The following is a 17,300-nucleotide window of genomic DNA, read 5'->3' as shown; positions in this document are numbered from 1 at the left end:
TGTCCTCGTGGGGCGTGGAGATCAGTGCATGGTGGGGATGACGAAGCTGGCGCCCTCGCGGATGCCGGAAGGCCACCGGCTCGTGACGGTCTTCGTCTTCGTGTAGAACCGGAACGCGTCGGCCCCGTGCTGGTTGAGGTCACCGAACCCGCTCCGCTTCCAGCCGCCGAACGTGTAGTACGCGATGGGGACGGGGATGGGCACGTTGACGCCGACCATGCCGACCTCGACGCGGGCCGCGAAGTCGCGCGCGGCATCCCCGTCTCGGGTGAAGATCGCGACACCGTTGCCGTATTCGTGCTCGGATGCCATGCGCAGCGCCTCCTCGTAGTCGGCGGCGCGGGCGATCACGAGCACGGGGCCGAAGATCTCCTCGCGGTAGATCGCCATGTCGGTCGTGACGTGGTCGAAGAGGGTCGGGCCGAGGTAGAACCCCTCCTCGTGACCGGGCACCGTGAAGCCGCGCCCATCGGCGAGCAGCGTCGCCCCCTCGTCGACACCCTGCTGGATGTAGCCCTCCACCCTCTCGACCGCGGCGCGGGTGACGAGCGGTCCGTAGTCGACGTCGGTCGCGAGCGCCGGGCCGACCCGCAGGCGGGCGACGCGTTCCCGGAGCTTCGCGGCAAGGGCCTCCGCCGTCTCCTCCCCGACCGGCACCGCGACCGAGATCGCCATGCAGCGCTCGCCCGCCGAGCCGTACCCGGCGCCGATGAGCGCGTCGACGGCCTGATCGAGGTCCGCATCCGGCATCACGATCATGTGGTTCTTCGCGCCGCCGAAGCACTGCGCGCGCTTGCCGTGCGCGGCGGCCGTGGCGTAGATGTACTCCGCGATGGGCGTCGAGCCAACGAAGCCCACCGCACGGATGCGGTCGTCGGTGAGCAGCGTGTCGACGGCTTCCTTGTCGCCGTGCACCACGTTGAGGACGCCGGCGGGCAGTCCAGCCTCGAGGAACAGCTCGGCGAGGCGCACCGGCACCGAGGGGTCGCGCTCGCTGGGCTTGAGCACGACCGCGTTGCCGGCGGCGAGTGCGGGGCCGGCCTTCCAGAGCGGGATCATCGCCGGGAAGTTGAACGGAGTGATGGCGGCGACGACGCCGAGCGGCTGCCGCATCGAGTAGACGTCGATGCCGGCGCCGGCTCCGGTCGAGTACTCGCCCTTGAGCAGGTGCGGGGCTCCCGCGGAGAACTCGATGACCTCGAGGCCGCGCTGGATGTCGCCCTTCGCGTCGTCGACTGTCTTGCCGTGCTCGCTGGCCAGCAGCTCGGCGAGCGACTGCATCTCGCGCTGCACGAGGTCGAGGAACCGCAGCAGCACCCGAGCACGCTTCTGCGGGTTGGTCGAGGCCCAGTCGAGCTGCGCCGCCTCGGCGTTCGCGATGACCGAGCGCACCTCGTCGGCCGAGGCGAGCGGGACGCGGGCCTGGACCGACCCCGAGCTCGGGTCGAACACGTCGGCGAAGCGGCCGCTGTCGGGAGTGAGGTGCGATCCGCCTACGCAATGCGGGATGGTGCGAGTCATTGTGCGATGTCCCTCCGGGCCGTCATTGGCACAATGCGAGTGTACTTCGGCATCCGAGGAATTACTAGGGTGTCCATGCATCTTCGAGCGCGGGTTGCCGCACGGGGTTCCCCGCCCGTTCACCGGCCGGACACTTCCGCCGACTACAACTGCACATGCGCGGACACAGGACGCAGACCGGATCGGGTAGTCAGGTCATCCGCGCTCACGGTGAGCTTCTGCTCCCGTCGCGGTGTCACCCACCGCGAAGACCCCCGCCGAATCGGGTCGGCGGGGGTCTTCTTCATCCGGGCCGGGTTGGTCGGGGGTGGGCGTTCGAATCGCGCGAGTTGCAGTTTTCCTGCCCTTCGATTCGCTCTTTGCGCGACTCGAACCGACCTTGCCTGTGGATAACCCCGCCACCGCACGAACGCCGTGCGAGCGTGCCGTCATGAGCACTGACGACGAACCTCTCGGCCCCCATGACGCCGCCTTCTCCGTGCGCATCGCACGGCTCGAAGGCGCCAGCCGCAACGAGCTGCGACGTCGCGCACTGGTCGCGCCCTTCCACGGCGTACGGATCGCGCGCGGTGCGGCGAACTCCTTCCGCGACATCGACGACCCGTACGAGCGGCAGCGCCTCTGCCGTGTGGAACGGGCACGCATCTATGCGGTCCGCCTGCATCACGGCCACTTCTTCAGCCACACCACCGCCGCATCGATCTGGGGCGCTCCGCTGCCGCTCGAGTTCTCGGACACCGGCAGCATCGCGGAGTACGGCGAGCTCCCCCTCCATGTCAGCGCCTCAGGACACCTGCCGTTCCCGCGCGCGGCGGGCATCCACGGCCACCGGACGCTGTCGAGCATGACCGCCGTGCAGGAGCATCGGGGGCTCAGGGTGACGTCACCGTCGGCGACCTGGGCATCGCTCGGCACACTGTCCGTGCCGGACCTCGTCGCGCTCGGCGATTACTTCTGCAGGGTCTGGCGGGCGGGTCACGGACGCAGAGACGTGGGTCGGCCTCCGCTCTCGAACGTCTCGCAGTTGCGGAGCGCGCTGGAGGCGGGTCGCCGTCGCGGCGCCGCGCGTCTTCGGGCCGCCCTCGACCTCATTCGCACCGACGCGTGGTCGCCGCGCGAGAGCCTCGTCCGCTGCATCCTCATCGACGCCGGACTTCCCGAGCCTCACCTGAACTTCGACGTCTGCGTGGGCGGACGATTCATCGCCTGCGTGGATATGGCGTATCCCGCGCAGCGAGTGGCGATCGAATACCTCGGCATGCTGCATGGCGAGAGATGGGCGGCCGATGTCGAGCGTCTCGCCGCGCTGCGAGCCGCGGGATGGACGGTGATCGAGGTCACCGCTCCCCTTCTGCGTACCCCGGAGGCTCTCGTGCGCCGGGTCGCCGCCGCACTGCGGCACTGAGCCTCGCCCATTCGAATCGCGTGAATTGCAGTTATCCGTGGTCGAAAACTGCAAGGCAAGCGATTCGAAAGCGAAAGGCCGAGGCAAGCGATACGAAAGCGGAAGGCCGAGGCTACAGGCGCTCGACGATCAGGGCGTTGGCCATCCCGCCGCCCTCGCACATCGTCTGCAGCCCGTAGCGACCGCCGACCGCATCGAGGTGATCGACGAGCGTGCCGAGCAGCCGCGTGCCCGACGATCCCAGTGCGTGGCCGAGCGCGATCGCCCCGCCGCGGGGGTTGAGCTTGGCGGCATCCGCTCCGACGTCGGCCGCCCAGGCGAGCGGCACCGAGGCGAACGCCTCGTTGACCTCGTACGCGTCGAGCTCGTCGATCGAGATCCCCGTACGGTCGAGGATGCGCCGCGTCGCGGGGATCGGGCCCGTCAGCATCAGGAGCGGGTCGTCGCCGACCACGGTGAACGCGTGGAATCGCGCCCGCGGAGTGAGGCCCAGCTGCTCAGCGCGCTCCGCGCTCATCAGCAGGGCGGCGGAGGCTCCGTCGGTGAGGGGCGAGGAGTTGCCGGGCGTGATGCGCCAGTCGAGGTCCGGGAAGCGCGCGGCCAGCGCATCGGTGCGGAACGCCGGAGACAGCCCGGCCAGAGCGGATGCCGTGGTGCCGGCCCGCACGGTCTCATCCGTCGTGGCATCCGGCGCTTCATCGACCGTGATCACCGTACGGTCGAAGAACCCCTCGTCCCACGCGGCAGCTGCGCGCCGGTGCGACTCCGCGGCGTACGCATCCAGCTCCTCCCGCCCCAGGCCCCAGCGCTGAGCGATGAGCTCGGCCGAGACACCTTGATTGACGAGTCCGTCGGGGTAGCGGGCGCGCAGGCGCGGCGACATCGGGCTCCCCGCGACCGACGCCGACGAGCCGAGCGGCACGCGGCTCATCGACTCCACGCCGCCGACGATCACCGCCTCGTACGCCCCGGCGATGATGCCCTGCGCGGCGGAGTGCACGGCCTGCTGACTCGACCCGCACTGCCGGTCGATGGTCGCCGCGGGGACCGTCTCGTCGAACCCCGCCGCGAGAACGGCCTGCCTGGCGATGTTGGAGGACTGCTCGCCGACCTGGCTCACGCAGCCGAGGAGCACGTCGTCGATCTGCCGCGACTCGAGCCCGCTGCGGTCGAGGATCGCCGCGAGCGCTCCGGCGGCGAGGTCGACGGGATGCACGCCCGACAGCATCCCGCCGGGCTTGCCGCGTCCGACCGGGGTGCGGACGACATCGATCAGGACGGCTTCACTGCGCGTGCTCATGCGTCCCATTCTCACCCCGCCGGGGCGGTGCGGCGCACGCCGGTCGGCTGTCAGGTCGCGGGGAACGGGGGCCGCGAGACGATGCGGAGCGGCTTGAGCGAGCGGGCGCGGGCGCCCCTCTCGCGGTCATCGGGCCGCACGGGCTCATCCGTGCGGGATCGGGGCGGGCGTCTGTCTGCGTCCTTGTCGGACGAGCTGTGACTGCTCATGTCCCGACCGTACGGGGCGAACATGTACGCGCGTTCAGGTTCGGGCTGCGCGACATGCGCCCCGGCCACGGGAGAGCCGGTTCGCGCCGTGCGAACGCGACGTCGGGCCGCCGGCATCCGAAATAGAATCGACGAGCGCCCGCACCCTCGGCGCTCCCCTTTCCGATGTGCCCGCGATCCGGGCCGCACTCTGCGAGGCCCCGCCATGTCCAGCGACTCCATCACCGTCTCCATCCGCCGCGAGGTCGACCCGGCGCGCATCGCCGAGACGACCGAATGGGTGCAGCGCGGCGTGAACAAGGCGAACACGTACCCGGGCTTCCTCGGATCCGGGTGGGTGCGCGCCGGCGCCGACTCCCACGTGTGGCACATGCTGTACCGCTTCGCCGACGAGGAGACGCTGGTCGCCTGGGAGAACTCCGCCGAACGTGCGGCCTGGCTCGCCACCGGCGAAGGCCTCGTGCTGAGCGAGCGCTCCCGCCGCCGCAGCGGCATCGAGGGCTGGTTCGACGATCCGGCGACGGGATCGGTCACGGTGCAGACCGCCGACGGCGCCCCCACCGGCTCGGTGCCGACGGCGCCGCCGCGGTGGAAGCAGGCGGTGTCGATCTGGCTGGGCTTCTTCCCGGTGAACCTCCTCTTCACGTACGTCATGAGCCCGATCCCGGGGTGGAACGAGCTGCCGATCTGGCTGCGCGTCCTCGCGACGACCCTCGTGCTCACACCGATCATGACCTACTGGGTGCTGCCCTGGGTCACGCGCTCGCTGCGTCGCTGGCTCGCGCGCTGACCCGCGCTCCCGGGACGAGGTCAGAGGGCGCGGATGCGCCAGGATGCCGCGTGCGCACCGCCCGCCGGCAGCACGACCAGGTCGGTGCCCGAGGCGAACGCGTTCGGCGGACACGTCATGGGCTCCACAGCGAGACCGATCCGGTTCGTGGCCTCGACCGGGGTGTCGGCGGTGTGCACCTGCACCCACGGGCACACCCCGTCGAACGCGATGGCCACGCCCGCGCCGGATGCCGACTGCACCCGCACTTCGGCGATGCCGTCGTTGCGCGACAGCCCCGTGAACGCGTGATCGATGAACACGTCGCCGAGCAGCCGCGGAACGCGGAAGTCCCACTGCGCATGAGCGGTCACCGGCTCGACGGCGATCGGGCTCAGCCGGTCGGCGGTGACCGTGAGCACCTCGGATGCCGGCAGCGTGAGCGTCCAGTCGTCCACCCGCTCGGCGGGGTCGGCCACGAGGTACGGATGCGGGCCTGCGCCCCAGGGCGCGGCATCCGTCCCGAGGTTGCGTCCGGTGACGGTCTGGGTGAGACCGGCGGCGTCGATGCGGTACTCGACCTCCACCTCGACCCGGAACGGGTAGCCGGTCTGCGGCTCGACGACCCCGACCAGCACGACCCGGTCGTCGGTGACGACGAGGTCGGCGAACTCGGTCCACGCGACGAGACCGTGCAGGGCGTGCGACCGCTCCGGCTCGGACAGGGCCAGCCGGTGCTCGACGCCGCCGAACGTGTAGCGCCCGTCGACGACGCGGTTCGGCCACGGCGCGAGCGTCGCCCCGCGGTAGGCCGGTCGCACCTCGTCGGCGGCGAACGGCACGATGAGGTCGCGCCCCTCGAAGGTCAGGGAACGGAGCGTCGCCCCGACGCTCGCGATCGCGGCCTCATAACCGTGCCCGGCGATCACGAGCTGCCGTCCGGAACGGAGTCGGGTGTCGGATGCCGGGGAATCACTCACGCCGACGAGTGTATGCCGAACGGCCCGTGTCGCCGGCCGGCGTGCCACGCTGGTGACATGCGCATCGCACTCACCGGATCATCGGGCAAGCTCGGAACCGTCGTCGCACGCGAGCTGCGGGCCGCGGGCATCGAGGTCATCGGCATGGATGTCGCCGGGCAGCGCGGCCCCGGGTTCGTGCAGGTCGACCTCACCGACTACGGACAGGTCGTCGACGCGTTCACCGCTGTCGGCGACCAGCACGACGGCATCGACGCCGTCGTGCACCTGGGCGCGATCCCGGCGCCGGGCATCCGCAGCGACGTGGCCACCTTCCACAACAACATGCCCGCCACGTTCAACGTCTTCTGGGCGGCGGTGCGCCTCGGCATCCGTCGTATCGTCGCCGCGTCCAGCGAGACCGTGCTCGGACTCCCGTTCGACGCGCCGCCGCCGTACGTCCCCGTCGACGAGGAGTACCCGCCGCGCCCCGAGTCGGTGTACTCGCTGGTGAAGACGCTCGAAGAGCGCCTGGCGACCGAGCTCGTGCGATGGCATCCCGATCTGTCGATCACGGCGCTGCGGTTCTCGAACGTCATGAACCCTGCGGATTACGCCGAGTTCCCGTCGTTCGACGCCGACGCCCTGCTGCGCAAGTGGAACCTGTGGGGGTACATCGACGCCCGCGACGGGGCGCAGGCCGTGCGCCGAGCGCTCGAGGTCGCCCCGCCGGGATTCGAGCAGTACATCATCGCGGCCGCCGACACGGTCATGTCACGGCCGAACGCCGAGCTGCTCGCCGAGGTCTTCCCCGACGTCCCCGTGGCGCGCGAGGTCGGCGAGAACGAGACCCTGCTCGCGATCGACAAAGCACGTCGGATGCTGGGCTACGACCCGCAGTACTCCTGGCGCGACCACGTCTAGCCGCTTTCGAATCGCGCGAATGGTCACTTTTCGACCGGTGGCGTAACCAGTTGCGCGATTCGAAAGCGCCCGGCTCAACTGTCGGTGTCGCGCGGGGGCAGGCCGCGGCCCCCATCGGGGGCCGACCGCAGCGCGCTAGAGGCCCAGGCGCTCCAGGTACGGGTTCACGAGCCGGCGCTCCGGGTCGTAGCGCGCGGCGAGCGCGGCGAAATCGTCGAACCGCGGGTAGCGCGACCGCACTTCCGCGCCCTCGAGCGTCGAGACCTTGCCCCAGTGCGGCCTGGCGGTGCCGGGCAGCGCTGCCTCGAGAGTCGGCAGAAACGCGCGCACGGCATCCTCGTCGGGCTTCCAGGTGAAGTGGATGCCGACGGCATCCGTCTCGTACGACGAGCTCAGCCACAGCTCGTCGGCCCTGACCGTGCGGATCTCGTTCACGAGCAGCAGCGGCGCGATCTGTCCCGCGAGCGTGCGCACGACCTGGATCGCCTCGACCGCGTCGGCGCGCGGCACGAGGTACTCGGTCTGGATCTCGGCGCCGGCCGACGGGGTGAACTCGAGCCGGAAGTGCGGCAGGCGGTCGAACCACGGTCCTGGCACGCCGCCCTGCTCGGTGCAGGCGATCGGGTCGACGCCGAGGATCGGATGCCGCTTCGCCGTCGCCGGCTCCGCGTCGAGACGAGAGAACAGGTCGGCCCGCGTGGTCTCACGCGCCTCGGGCAGCCGCTGCTTGACCCAGATCTGGTCGGCGACATCGGTGCGCTCCCAGGTCGAGAAGATGCTGACGCTCGTGCCGATCCCGGTCACGTCGTCGAGATCGCGGAGGATCGCGTCCCAGGCCGGGTGCTCGAATACGTGCTGCGCGACCTCGTACGCGGGCTCGACGTCGAGTGTCACGTCGACCACCGCCCCGAGCGCGCCGAGGCTCACGACAGCGCCGGCGAAATCGTCGTCCCCGCGCTGCAGCGTTCTCACGTCGCCCGCAGGCGTGACGATCGTGAGCGCCCGCACCGCGCTGGCCAGCGACCCGACGGCGTCTCCCGAGCCGTGCGTGCCCGTCGCGACGGCGCCCGCGATGGAGATGTGCGGGAGCGAGGCGAGGTTCGCGAGCGCCAGGCCCTCGGCATCCAGCAGCGGAGCGAGATCGCCGTACCGCAGCGCGCCGCTCACGCGCACCGCGTCACGGGCCTCGCTCACCTCGACCATCCGGGGCAGCCGGTCGGTCGCGATCAGAGTGCCGCCGGTGTCGGCGAGCTCCGAGAACGAGTGGCGCGAGCCCAGCATCCGCACCTTCTCGCCTGCCGCGAGCGCGTCGCGCAGCTCGTCGACGGAGGACGGATGCTCGATGTGCGACGCCCGGTAGGTGACGTTGCCTGCCCAGTTGCGTTCGATGCCCATCGGGTCAGGATAACCGTCAGCTCTTCTTCGGGTTCTCGACGAGAGACAGAGGGTCGGCGATGTCCTCGAGGGACTTGCCTGCCGCGCTCACGCCGAACACCCCGCACACCACCCCGCCGAAGATCATGATGCCCGCGCCGAGTACGTAGCCCCAGAACAGCGGGCCGCGATCGCCGGTCTCGGCGCTCTGCCCGATCAGCGAGCCGTAGAGCACGGGGGCGATCGCGCCGACCAGCTGACCGATCGAGAACACGTACGAGATGACCTGGCTGCGCAGCTCCAGCGGGAAGATCTCGCTCACGGTCAGGTAGGCCGCCGACGCCCCGGCCGAGGCGAAGAAGAACGAGGCGCACCAGAACGCGGTGTGCGTGCCCGCGTTCAGCACTCCCGCGTTGAACAGGAACGCGCTGACGAGCAGGATCGACCCGGCGAGGACGTAGGTGAGGAACAGCATCCGCCGGCGTCCCCACGTGTCGAAGAAGTGCCCGAGCACGAGCGCCCCGGCGAGGTTGCCGACCGCGAAGATGATGAAGTACTGCGACGCCGACGCGGGCGGGGTGTCGTAGAAGTTCTCGAGCACCAGCGCATAGGTGAAGAAGATCGCGTTGTAGAGGAACGACTGCGTCACCATCATCGTGATGCCGACGAGCGTCCGCCGCGGGTACTTGCGGAACAGCACCTTCGCGATCACGAGGAACGGCACCTGGCCGTACTCCTTCACCGTGATCGCCTTCGACTCGTCGACGGGCGGGATCTCCTTGCCCTCCCGACGGATGCGCTCCTCGATGCCGTCGACGTTGCGCTCGGCCTCGTCCTCGCGCCCGTGGGTCATCTGCCAGCGCGGGCTCTCGGGGATGTGCCGCCGCAGCCAGATGATCAGGATGCCGAGCACCGGCCCCAGGAAGAAGCTGAGGCGCCAGCCGAGATCCTGCGGGAGGATGTCGGTGTTCAGGAAGAACAGGTTGGCGACGGCGCCGAGCGCTGCACCGCCCCAGTAGGTGCCGTTGATCGCGATGTCGACGCGACCGCGGTACTTCGCCGGGATGATCTCGTCGATCGCCGAGTTGATCGCCGCGTACTCGCCGCCGATGCCGGCCCCCGCGACGAACCGCCAGATGTAGAAGAACCACGGCGCGAACGCGAGACCCGCGACCGCGGAGCCCACGAGGTACACCGCGAGCGACAGGATGAAGAGCTTCTTGCGTCCGAGCCGGTCGGTGAGGCGTCCGAACACGAGCGCGCCGAACACCTGTCCGAGCAGGTAGCACGTGCCCGCGAGGCCGACCTCAGCCGGACCCATGCCGAGGGTCGCCGCGTAGCCGTTCGCGGCGACGATCTGCACCTCCAGGCCGTCGAGGATCCACGAGAACCCGAGCCCGACGACGATCATCCAGTGGAATCGTGCCCAGGGCAGCCGGTCCATCCGCGCGGGGACGAGCGACCGAACCTCCTTGACGTTGACATCCGACGCGGACATGGAGCCTCCTTCACACGGGACCCCTCGGTCCCGGATCAGTGATACTCCTCCGATGCGGGTCGGTGCATCCGCTTGATTCCGAGCGCGCTGAGCGCTAGGTGTTCTTCTCCGGCAGGTTGTGAACGCGGGCTGAGGGTGTGAGTCCGCCGATTCCGCTGTGGGGTCGGTGGTGATTGTAGTGATGAAGCCACTCGGGATAGGCGGCTTCGCGTTCGGTCTCGGATGTGTAGGGGCGGGCGTAGGCCCATTCGGCGGCGAGGGTGCGGTTGAAGCGTTCGACCTTGCCGTTCGATTGGGGGCGGAACGGTCGAGTGCGTCGATGCTTGACGCCGTCTCCGAGTGCTGTGGCGAAGGCTCGTGAGCGATAGCAGGCGCCGTTGTCCGTCATCACCGCAGCGACCGTGATGTCGTGTTCAGCGAAGAAGCTGCGGGCTCGACTCCAGAACGCGGCGGCTGTGTCGCCGCGTTCGTCGCCCAGCCGTTCGGAGTAGGCCAGTCGGCTGTGGTCGTCGACCGCGTGATGCAGGAACACGTATCCGCGCGACGGTGACGCGCCTCGACGGGCAGCGCGATCACGGACGACGCCGGCTCGGCGGTCTTGCTGGGACCCTCGGCCATAAGCACGCCAGCCGCCACCGTCAGGGATCCTGCTGAGCTTCTTGATATCGACGTGAACCAGCTCGCCCGGAACGCTCATCTCGTAACGAAGCGCCTTCGGTCTGCGAACGGGCAGGCCGGTGGCTTGATCCAGGTGCTGCAGCAACGGCATCCGATAGCGGGTCAGTACCCGGCCGACCGTCGAGCGCGGAACCCCCAGATGCCAAGCGATCCGGTGCGGACCCCATCGTCTCGTGAATCGCAGCGCGATGATGCGACGCTCCAATCGCAGCGCCACCCGGTTCGGTGACGAAGCCGGCCGTGAGCTGCGATCCGTCAATGGCAACCCGGCCCGATAACGGCGCGACCACCGCGACGCCGTCGCGGGCGAGCATTGGAACCGTTGCGCGGCGACGCGGACCGACCAACCATGATCAACAATCGACGACGCGAGACGACGACGCCCTTCAGGCGTCAAGGGAGCATTAGCGTGAGTCACGAAGACCTCCGGTGAACGAAGTGAGGGTGGTACCCACATCGTCCCGGAGGTCTTCGCTACATCAAACGATCACAACGTCCCGGGGAAGAACAGCTAGGCGTCAGCCCTGGACGTGCCTCTCGTCGACGCCGTCGTAGTGCGAGAGCGGACGGATCAGCGCGTTCGCCCCCGCCTGCTCGATGACGTGCGCGGTCCAGCCGGTGACCCGCGCGGCGACGAACAGCGGCGTGAACGTGAGCGTGTCGAAGCCGATGAGGTTGTACGCCGGTCCCGACGGGTAGTCGAGGTTCGGGTAGATGCCCTTGCGCGCGACGAACTCCGACTCGAGGGCGTCGTACAGCGCGGCGACCTCGGGCTTGTCGTAGTGCGCGACGAGCGTGTCGAGCGCGGCCTTCATGGTCGGCACACGCGAATCGCCCTTCTTGTACACGCGGTGTCCGAAGCCCATGATCTTGCGCTTCTCGGCGAGCGCCTTGTCGAGCCATGCCTCGACGTTCCCGGCATCCCCGATCTCGTCGAAGATGTGCAGCACGGCTTCGTTCGCGCCGCCGTGCAGCGGTCCCTTGAGGGCGCCGATCGCGCCGACGACCGCCGAGTACAGGTCGCTGAGGGTCGAGGTGATCACGCGCGCGGTGAAGGTCGACGCGTTGAACGAGTGCTCCGCGTACAGGATCATCGAGCGGTTGAAGGCGTCGACGACCACGGGGTCGGGCTCCTCGCCGAACGTCATCCAGAGGAAGTTCGAGGAGTAGTCGAGGTCGTCGCGCGGCTCGATGATCGCGTGACCGCGACGACGGCGCTGACCGTAGGCGACGATCGCCGGAAGAGCGGCGAAGAGGCGGATGCTGCGCTCGAGGTTCTCCTCCGGGCTGCCGCCCGCGTTCAGCACCGATCCTCCGGCGCCGGGGTCGGAGGCGCCGATGACGCTGACGGCCGTGCGCACCTCGTCCATGGGGTGCGCCTCGAGCGGGATGAGGTCGATCGCCTGCTTGACGTTCTCGGCGAGCGCGCGGTGTGTGCGCTCCTCGTGGCGGAACGCGGCCAGCTCGTCGGGGGTCGGCAGCTCACCGTGCCACAGCAGGTAGGCGACGGCCTCGAACGGCTGGGTGTCGGCCAGCTCCTGCACGGGATACCCGCGGTAGAGCAGGCTGTTCGTCTCGGGGTTGACCTTCGAGATCGCCGTGGTGTCGACGACGACCCCCGCGAGGCCCTTCCTGATGTCCGGTTCGCTCATGCTCACTCCTTCGTGATGGTGAAGTTGAAGACCCCGGAGTCGAAGTGGTTGTACGACTCGTAGTCGATCAGGTCGTAGAGATCGGCGCGGTGCTGCATCTCGCCGAGCTTCGAGGTCAAGTGCCCCTCGTCGTTCAGCGTATCGAGAGCGCGGCCCGCCGCGCCCATCGCGATGCGCAGCAGCGAGACCGGCCAGATCACCATGCTCACCCCCGCCGCTTGCAGCTGCGTCGTCGAGAACAGGTCGCTCTTGCCGAACTCGGTCATGTTCGCGAGGATCGGCACGTCGAGCGCGTTCGCCATGGCCTCGAACTCGGAGAGGTCGCGCATCGCCTCGGGGAAGACCGCGTCGGCCCCGGCGTCCACCAGCGCCTTGGCGCGATCGATCGCGGCATCCAGTCCGTCGATGGCGCGGATGTCGGTGCGCGCCATGATGAGGAAGTTCTCGTCGCGGCGCGCATCGGCGGCGGCGCGGATGCGTCTGATCGCCGTGTTCTCGTCGACCACGCTCTTGCCGTCGAGGTGGCCGCAGCGCTTGGGGTTGATCTGGTCCTCGATGTGCGTGCCGGCGAGCCCGGCGTCTTCGAGCTCCTGGATCGTGCGCGCCACGTTCATCGGCTCGCCGAAGCCGGTGTCGGCGTCGACGATCGCGGGGATCTCGGTCATGCGGGCGATCTGCTTCGCGCGTCCGGCGACCTCGGTCAGCGTCGTGAGGCCGATGTCGGGCAGGCCCAGGTCGGCAGACAGCACAGCGCCCGAGATGTAGACGCCGTCGAAACCCTTCTGCTCGACGAGCTTGGCGCTCAGCGGGTTGAAGGCGCCGGGGAAGCGCAGCAGCTCGCCGCTCGCGAGGCGCTCACGGAACAGCCGCCGCTTCTCGGCGGGCGTCGTCGTGGAGTACAGCATCAGTTCTCCTTCTGTTTCGAATCGCGTGATTTGCAGCAATCCCGGTCGAAAAGTTGCACGTCAAGCGATTCGAAACGGGAGGGGCGTCATCAGAACAGCCCCTTCGGCGCCTCGGCGGCATCGAGCGGCCCGGGCTTCGCGATGATCGACAGCTCGCCGACCTCGGCCGCGGTGAGTTCGGGCAGACGCTGCACGAGCTCGAGGAAGCGCTCGATCTCGGCGGCCTCGAGCACGGGCTCGGCGAGCAGACGGAACTTCGCGATGTAGTTCTCGCGTGAGAAGGGGCGCGCGCCCAGGGGGTGCGCGTCGGCGACGGCGATCTCGTCGACCACGGTCGTGCCGTCGGCGAGGCGGAACTCCACGCGGCCGCCGAAGGCCTTCACGTCGGGGTCCTCCGAGTGGTAGCGACGCGTCCACTCGGCATCCTCGGCGGTGGTGATCTTGTGCCACAGCGCGACCGTGTCGGCGCGGCCGGCCCGCTCGGGCGTGTAGGAGTCGACGTGGTGCCAGCCGCCGTCCTGCAGGGCCACCGCGAAGATGTACGGGATCGAGTGGTCGAGGGTCTCGCGAGAGGCGGTGGGGTCGTACTTCTGCGGGTCGCCGGCCCCCGAGCCGATCACGTTGTGGGTGTGGTGGCTGGTGTGCAGCACGACGGACTCGATGTTCGCGGGATCGCGCAGCGCCGGGTTCGCGGTGCCGAGACGACGCGCGAGGTCGATCCACGCCTGGGCCTGGTACTCCGCCGAGTGCTCCTTCGTGTACGAGTCCAGGATCGCGCGCTTCGCTTCGCCGGATGCCGGGAGCGGCACCTCGTACGCGGCATCCTTGCCGTCGAGCATCCACGCGATCACGCCGTCCTCGCCCTCGTAGATCGGGGCGGGGCTGGTCTGGCCGCGCATCGCGCGGTCGACCGCCTCGACCGCCATCTTGCCCGCGAAGGCGGGGGCGTGCGCCTTCCAGGTCGAGATCTCGCCCTTGCGGCTCTGCCGGGTCGCCGTGGTCGTGTGCAGCGCCTGCCCGACGGCCTGATAGATGGTCTCGACGTCGAGTCCGAGCAGGGTGCCGATGCCGGCGGCGGCCGACGGGCCGAGGTGCGCCACGTGGTCGATCTTGTGCTTGTGCAGGCAGATCGCTCGCACGAGGTCCATCTGGATCTCGTACCCGGTCGCGATCGCGCGCACGAGCGCCCGACCGTCGGATCCGACGTGCTGGGCGACGGCGACGATGGGCGGGATGTTGTCGCCGGGGTGGGAGTACTCCGCCGCGAGGAACGTGTCGTGGTAGTCGAGTTCGCGCACGGCCACACCGTTCGCCCACGCCGCCCACTCGGGGCTCGTGCGGTGGTCGAGCGCCGCCCCGAACACGGTCGCGCCCGCCCCGCCGGACGACACGGGGTGGCTGAACGCCTGCGCGCGGGCCGCGGTGATCGGACCGCGCGTGAGGGATGCCGCGGCCACCGACGCGTTGTCGATGATGCGGTTGATGATCATGTCGACGACCGGCTGCTCGACCTCGACGGGGTCGGCGGCCACCTCGGCGATCTTCCAGGCGAGCTGGTCGGAGCGTTCGAGGTTCTCGTCGCTGCGGTGGACGCGGACGTGGTGCGTGACGGTCATGGTTGCCTTTCCGTGGTCGTTGAGCGAGCGGCATGCCCGCTGGTCGTCGCGCGGGCGGAGCGAGGCGGAACGCCCCGATCCCCGTGCGGCAGCGATTCGAGGATCCCCGCGAGGGCGTTGTGCAGGTGCACGTGCGTGGCGTGCGCGGCGAGGTCCCCGTCGCGCGCCGCGAGCGCCTCGGCGATGGTGCGGTGCTCGGCGGCCGAGGCGGCGAGCCGTGCGGGCTTGTCCTTGGCCATGCGGCGCACGCGCACGAGGTGGGTGCGCACGGTGCGCAGCGCTGACGCGATGTAGTCGTTGGCGACGGCTCCGTCGAGGGCGGCGTCGAAGCGGGCGATGAGCGCGTAGTAGTCCTCGCGTCCCGCCGGAGCGTCGAGCTCGACCTGCGCGAACTCCTGCGCCAGGGCGGCGAAGAGCTCGGCGTCCCCGCGTCGCGCTGCGATGCGTGCGGAAGTCTCCTCCAGCGCCCGACGCATCTCGAACAGCGCGCGGATGTCGGACGCATCGAGGTCGGCGACGACGGTCACGCGCGGCGACTGCTGCACGACGAGCCCGTCGGACGCGAGTCGGCGGAGCGCCTCTCGCAACGGCGTGCGGCTCACGCCGAGACGCGCGGCCTGCTCGACCTCGCCGAGCACGGATCCGGCCGGGAGAGCCCCGGACTGGATCTCGTCGAGCAGCGTCGCGTAGGCGCGTTCGCTCGCGCTGAGACGATCGGCCGAGACCACGGACATGCCCTCAGTGTATACACAAAGCGCTCTGGGCGCCTCAGAATGCCACGCATGAGCGCCCCACGTATACACACGACCTGCCCGCCCGCTCCCCCGCAGCGGGCGCCTCGCGCGGCTATTCCTCGCGGATTCCGGCAGCAGGTGCCAACCGGGCGGAAGGTGAAGCCCCGTCCGCGCGTGCCGGCGCGGGCTCCCCCAGCTTCACGATCACGACGCCGACCAGCACGAGCGCTCCGCCGAGGGCCTGCAGCAGATCGGGGAGCTGTCCGAGCAGCAGCCAGCCGAACAGCAGCGCGGCCACGACCTCCGACAGGGCGACGAATGAGGCGAGGCGCGAGCCCAGCATCCTGGTCGATGCGATGCCGAGCAGGTAGGCGAGCGCGGTCGCGATGAGGCCGATCGCGAGCACCGGCACGAACCACGGCACGGTGCCGAACCGGTAGGTGATGTCGTCGGTCGCCCAGGCGAGGGGAAGGATGCCGACGGCACCGGCGACCGTGAGGCCGACCGCTCCGAGCAGCAGCCCTCCGCCGGCGAGCGCGATCGGCGGCAGCCCGGTGTCGGCTCTCGCCGAGAGCAGGAAGTAGCTCGCGGCGCCGACCATCGCGGCGAGCGCCCAGAGGATGCCGGGCACGTTGACCTCGGCGCCCGTGACGATGTCGAGCATGAGGACGAGTCCGACGAAGGCGATCACGGCTCCGATCACGCTGCGCCGGCTGGGCTTCTCGCCACGGCGCAGCCACAGCCAGAGGATGACGGCGATCGGCGCCGTGTACTCGATGAGCAGGGCGATGCCGACGTCCATGACGGCGACGGCCTGGAAGTAGCAGAGCTGTGTCGCCGCGACGGCGAGGAGCCCGTAGGCGGCGACCATCCCGGCGTTCTTGCTCAGTGCGCCCCATCTGCCGCGGAGCGACAGGACCGCGGGGATCAGCAGGACGAGCGCGGCGACCCAGACGCGCACGGTGACGGCCGCACCAGGTGACCATCCTGCGTCGATGAGCCCGCGCGCCCAGGCACCGGACATGCCGAACGAGAACGCGGCGGCGACCGCCAGCGGCAGGCCGAGGCGCACGCCCGCGACACTCCGGTCATCGGTCACAGAGCTCATGAGAAGTGACGCTACTCGCGCACGGAGTAAGGTGTCAACATGATCTTCACCGATGACACCGAAGAGGCGCTCCGCGCAGCCGTCTGGCTCGTCAACTCGGCCGAAGACCCCGAGACACTGGAGACCCTCGACGACGAGCACCGCTTCCTCGCCGAGTTCCCCTACTCCGGCAGGCTCGACCGCGACGACGCCGAGCTCGCCGCGCTCCGCGGCATCCGTCCTCGCCTCCGCTCCATGCTGCTCGCGCCCCGCGACGAGATGGCCGAGCACGTGAACGCCACCCTCGCGGAGGCGCGCCTCACCCCCCGACTCGTGCGCCACGACGAGGCCGACTGGCACCTGCATGCGGTCGCCGACGACCGACCCCTGCCCGAACGCGTGCTCATCGAGACCGCGATGGCGCTGATCGACGTCATCCGTGCCGACGAGGGCTCGCGCATCTCGATCTGCGACGACGACACGTGCGCGGCGCTCGCGCTCGACCTCTCGCGCAACCGGTCCAAGCGCTTCTGCTCGCCGACCTGCACGAACCGCAACGCCGTCGCCGCGTACCGAGCGCGGCGGGCGGGCGCGGCTCCTGCTCCGAGAACAGGATCCTCCCCCGAGATCAGGAGGACCCCGGACGCATCGTCCTGATCTCGGGCACTT

Annotated in this window: 16 protein-coding genes; 4 read left to right on the top strand and 12 right to left on the bottom strand. The window is 69.8% G+C overall.

Translation table 11 applies throughout. The features are described 5' to 3' along the window. Positions 1-21 precede the first annotated feature (21 nt). Positions 22-1,521 carry a CoA-acylating methylmalonate-semialdehyde dehydrogenase gene (locus MRBLWO14_RS11485; RefSeq protein ID WP_341933293.1) on the bottom strand — a complete coding sequence of 500 codons (1,500 nt, stop codon included), beginning with the start codon at positions 1,519-1,521 and terminating at the stop codon, positions 22-24. Between the two features lie 430 nt (positions 1,522-1,951). Here MRBLWO14_RS11485 and MRBLWO14_RS11480 point away from each other — a divergent pair, with 430 nt between their 5' ends. Further along, the gene (locus tag MRBLWO14_RS11480; protein ID WP_341933292.1) at positions 1,952-2,926 is read left to right on the top strand and encodes a hypothetical protein; all 975 of its coding nucleotides are present in this window, start codon (positions 1,952-1,954) and stop codon (positions 2,924-2,926) included. Between the two features lie 112 nt (positions 2,927-3,038). Here MRBLWO14_RS11480 and MRBLWO14_RS11475 read toward each other — a convergent pair whose 3' ends face one another. Together MRBLWO14_RS11475 and MRBLWO14_RS11470 are read right to left on the bottom strand one after the other, a co-directional pair. Then, positions 3,039-4,226, bottom strand: coding sequence for a thiolase family protein (locus tag MRBLWO14_RS11475; RefSeq protein ID WP_341933291.1), 1,188 nt, complete (start codon positions 4,224-4,226; stop codon positions 3,039-3,041). 50 nt (positions 4,227-4,276) lie between these two features. Then, positions 4,277-4,435, bottom strand: a complete 159-nt coding sequence (locus tag MRBLWO14_RS11470) for a hypothetical protein (protein WP_341933290.1) — start codon at positions 4,433-4,435, stop codon at positions 4,277-4,279. 205 nt (positions 4,436-4,640) lie between these two features. Between MRBLWO14_RS11470 and MRBLWO14_RS11465 the strand changes: the two genes are divergently transcribed. Further along, positions 4,641-5,225 carry an antibiotic biosynthesis monooxygenase gene (locus MRBLWO14_RS11465; RefSeq protein ID WP_341933289.1) on the top strand — a complete coding sequence of 195 codons (585 nt, stop codon included), beginning with the start codon at positions 4,641-4,643 and terminating at the stop codon, positions 5,223-5,225. 20 nt (positions 5,226-5,245) lie between these two features. Here MRBLWO14_RS11465 and MRBLWO14_RS11460 read toward each other — a convergent pair whose 3' ends face one another. Then, positions 5,246-6,184 (bottom strand): aldose 1-epimerase family protein, encoded by a 939-nt coding sequence (locus MRBLWO14_RS11460; protein ID WP_341933288.1) that lies wholly within the window; start codon positions 6,182-6,184, stop codon positions 5,246-5,248. A 57-nt stretch (positions 6,185-6,241) separates the two neighbouring features. On the opposite strand from MRBLWO14_RS11460, the gene MRBLWO14_RS11455 reads away from it, so the two are divergent. Then, on the top strand, positions 6,242-7,087 hold the full coding sequence (locus MRBLWO14_RS11455; RefSeq protein ID WP_341933287.1) for an NAD(P)-dependent oxidoreductase: 846 nt from the start codon (positions 6,242-6,244) through the stop codon (positions 7,085-7,087). A 135-nt stretch (positions 7,088-7,222) separates the two neighbouring features. On the opposite strand, the gene MRBLWO14_RS11450 is transcribed toward MRBLWO14_RS11455, so the two are convergent. The 8 genes from MRBLWO14_RS11450 to MRBLWO14_RS11415 form a co-directional block, all read right to left on the bottom strand. Then, on the bottom strand, positions 7,223-8,482 hold the full coding sequence (locus MRBLWO14_RS11450) for an FAD-binding protein (protein ID WP_341933286.1): 1,260 nt from the start codon (positions 8,480-8,482) through the stop codon (positions 7,223-7,225). Between the two features lie 16 nt (positions 8,483-8,498). Continuing rightward, entirely contained in the window at positions 8,499-9,959 is a 1,461-nt protein-coding gene (locus MRBLWO14_RS11445) for an MFS transporter (RefSeq protein ID WP_341933285.1), read from the bottom strand. 94 nt (positions 9,960-10,053) lie between these two features. Next, positions 10,054-11,055: an IS481 family transposase gene (locus tag MRBLWO14_RS11440; protein WP_341933284.1), complete on the bottom strand. Its 1,002-nt coding sequence runs from the start codon at positions 11,053-11,055 to the stop codon at positions 10,054-10,056. A 100-nt stretch (positions 11,056-11,155) separates the two neighbouring features. After that, positions 11,156-12,289 carry a bifunctional 2-methylcitrate synthase/citrate synthase gene (locus tag MRBLWO14_RS11435; RefSeq protein ID WP_341933283.1) on the bottom strand — a complete coding sequence of 378 codons (1,134 nt, stop codon included), beginning with the start codon at positions 12,287-12,289 and terminating at the stop codon, positions 11,156-11,158. Between the two features lie 2 nt (positions 12,290-12,291). Beyond that, positions 12,292-13,194, bottom strand: a complete 903-nt coding sequence (gene prpB / locus MRBLWO14_RS11430; protein WP_341933282.1) for a methylisocitrate lyase — start codon at positions 13,192-13,194, stop codon at positions 12,292-12,294. Between the two features lie 89 nt (positions 13,195-13,283). Next, entirely contained in the window at positions 13,284-14,810 is a 1,527-nt protein-coding gene (locus tag MRBLWO14_RS11425) for an MmgE/PrpD family protein (protein ID WP_341933281.1), read from the bottom strand. Beyond that, entirely contained in the window at positions 14,807-15,544 is a 738-nt protein-coding gene (locus MRBLWO14_RS11420; protein ID WP_341933280.1) for a GntR family transcriptional regulator, read from the bottom strand. Before MRBLWO14_RS11420 ends, MRBLWO14_RS11425 begins: the two co-directional genes overlap by 4 nt. A 112-nt stretch (positions 15,545-15,656) precedes the next feature. Beyond that, positions 15,657-16,652, bottom strand: a complete 996-nt coding sequence (locus MRBLWO14_RS11415) for an EamA family transporter (RefSeq protein ID WP_341933279.1) — start codon at positions 16,650-16,652, stop codon at positions 15,657-15,659. Positions 16,653-16,691: 39 nt separating this feature from the next. Here MRBLWO14_RS11415 and MRBLWO14_RS11410 point away from each other — a divergent pair, with 39 nt between their 5' ends. After that, on the top strand, positions 16,692-17,288 hold the full coding sequence (locus tag MRBLWO14_RS11410) for a CGNR zinc finger domain-containing protein (protein ID WP_341933278.1): 597 nt from the start codon (positions 16,692-16,694) through the stop codon (positions 17,286-17,288). The last annotated feature ends 12 nt before the right edge of the window (positions 17,289-17,300 follow it).

The organism is Microbacterium sp. LWO14-1.2 (genome assembly GCF_038397715.1).
GTDB lineage: Bacteria > Actinomycetota > Actinomycetes > Actinomycetales > Microbacteriaceae > Microbacterium.
The sequence above is the reverse complement of the archived record's forward strand: the minus strand, read 5'-3'. Positions and strand labels throughout refer to the sequence as shown.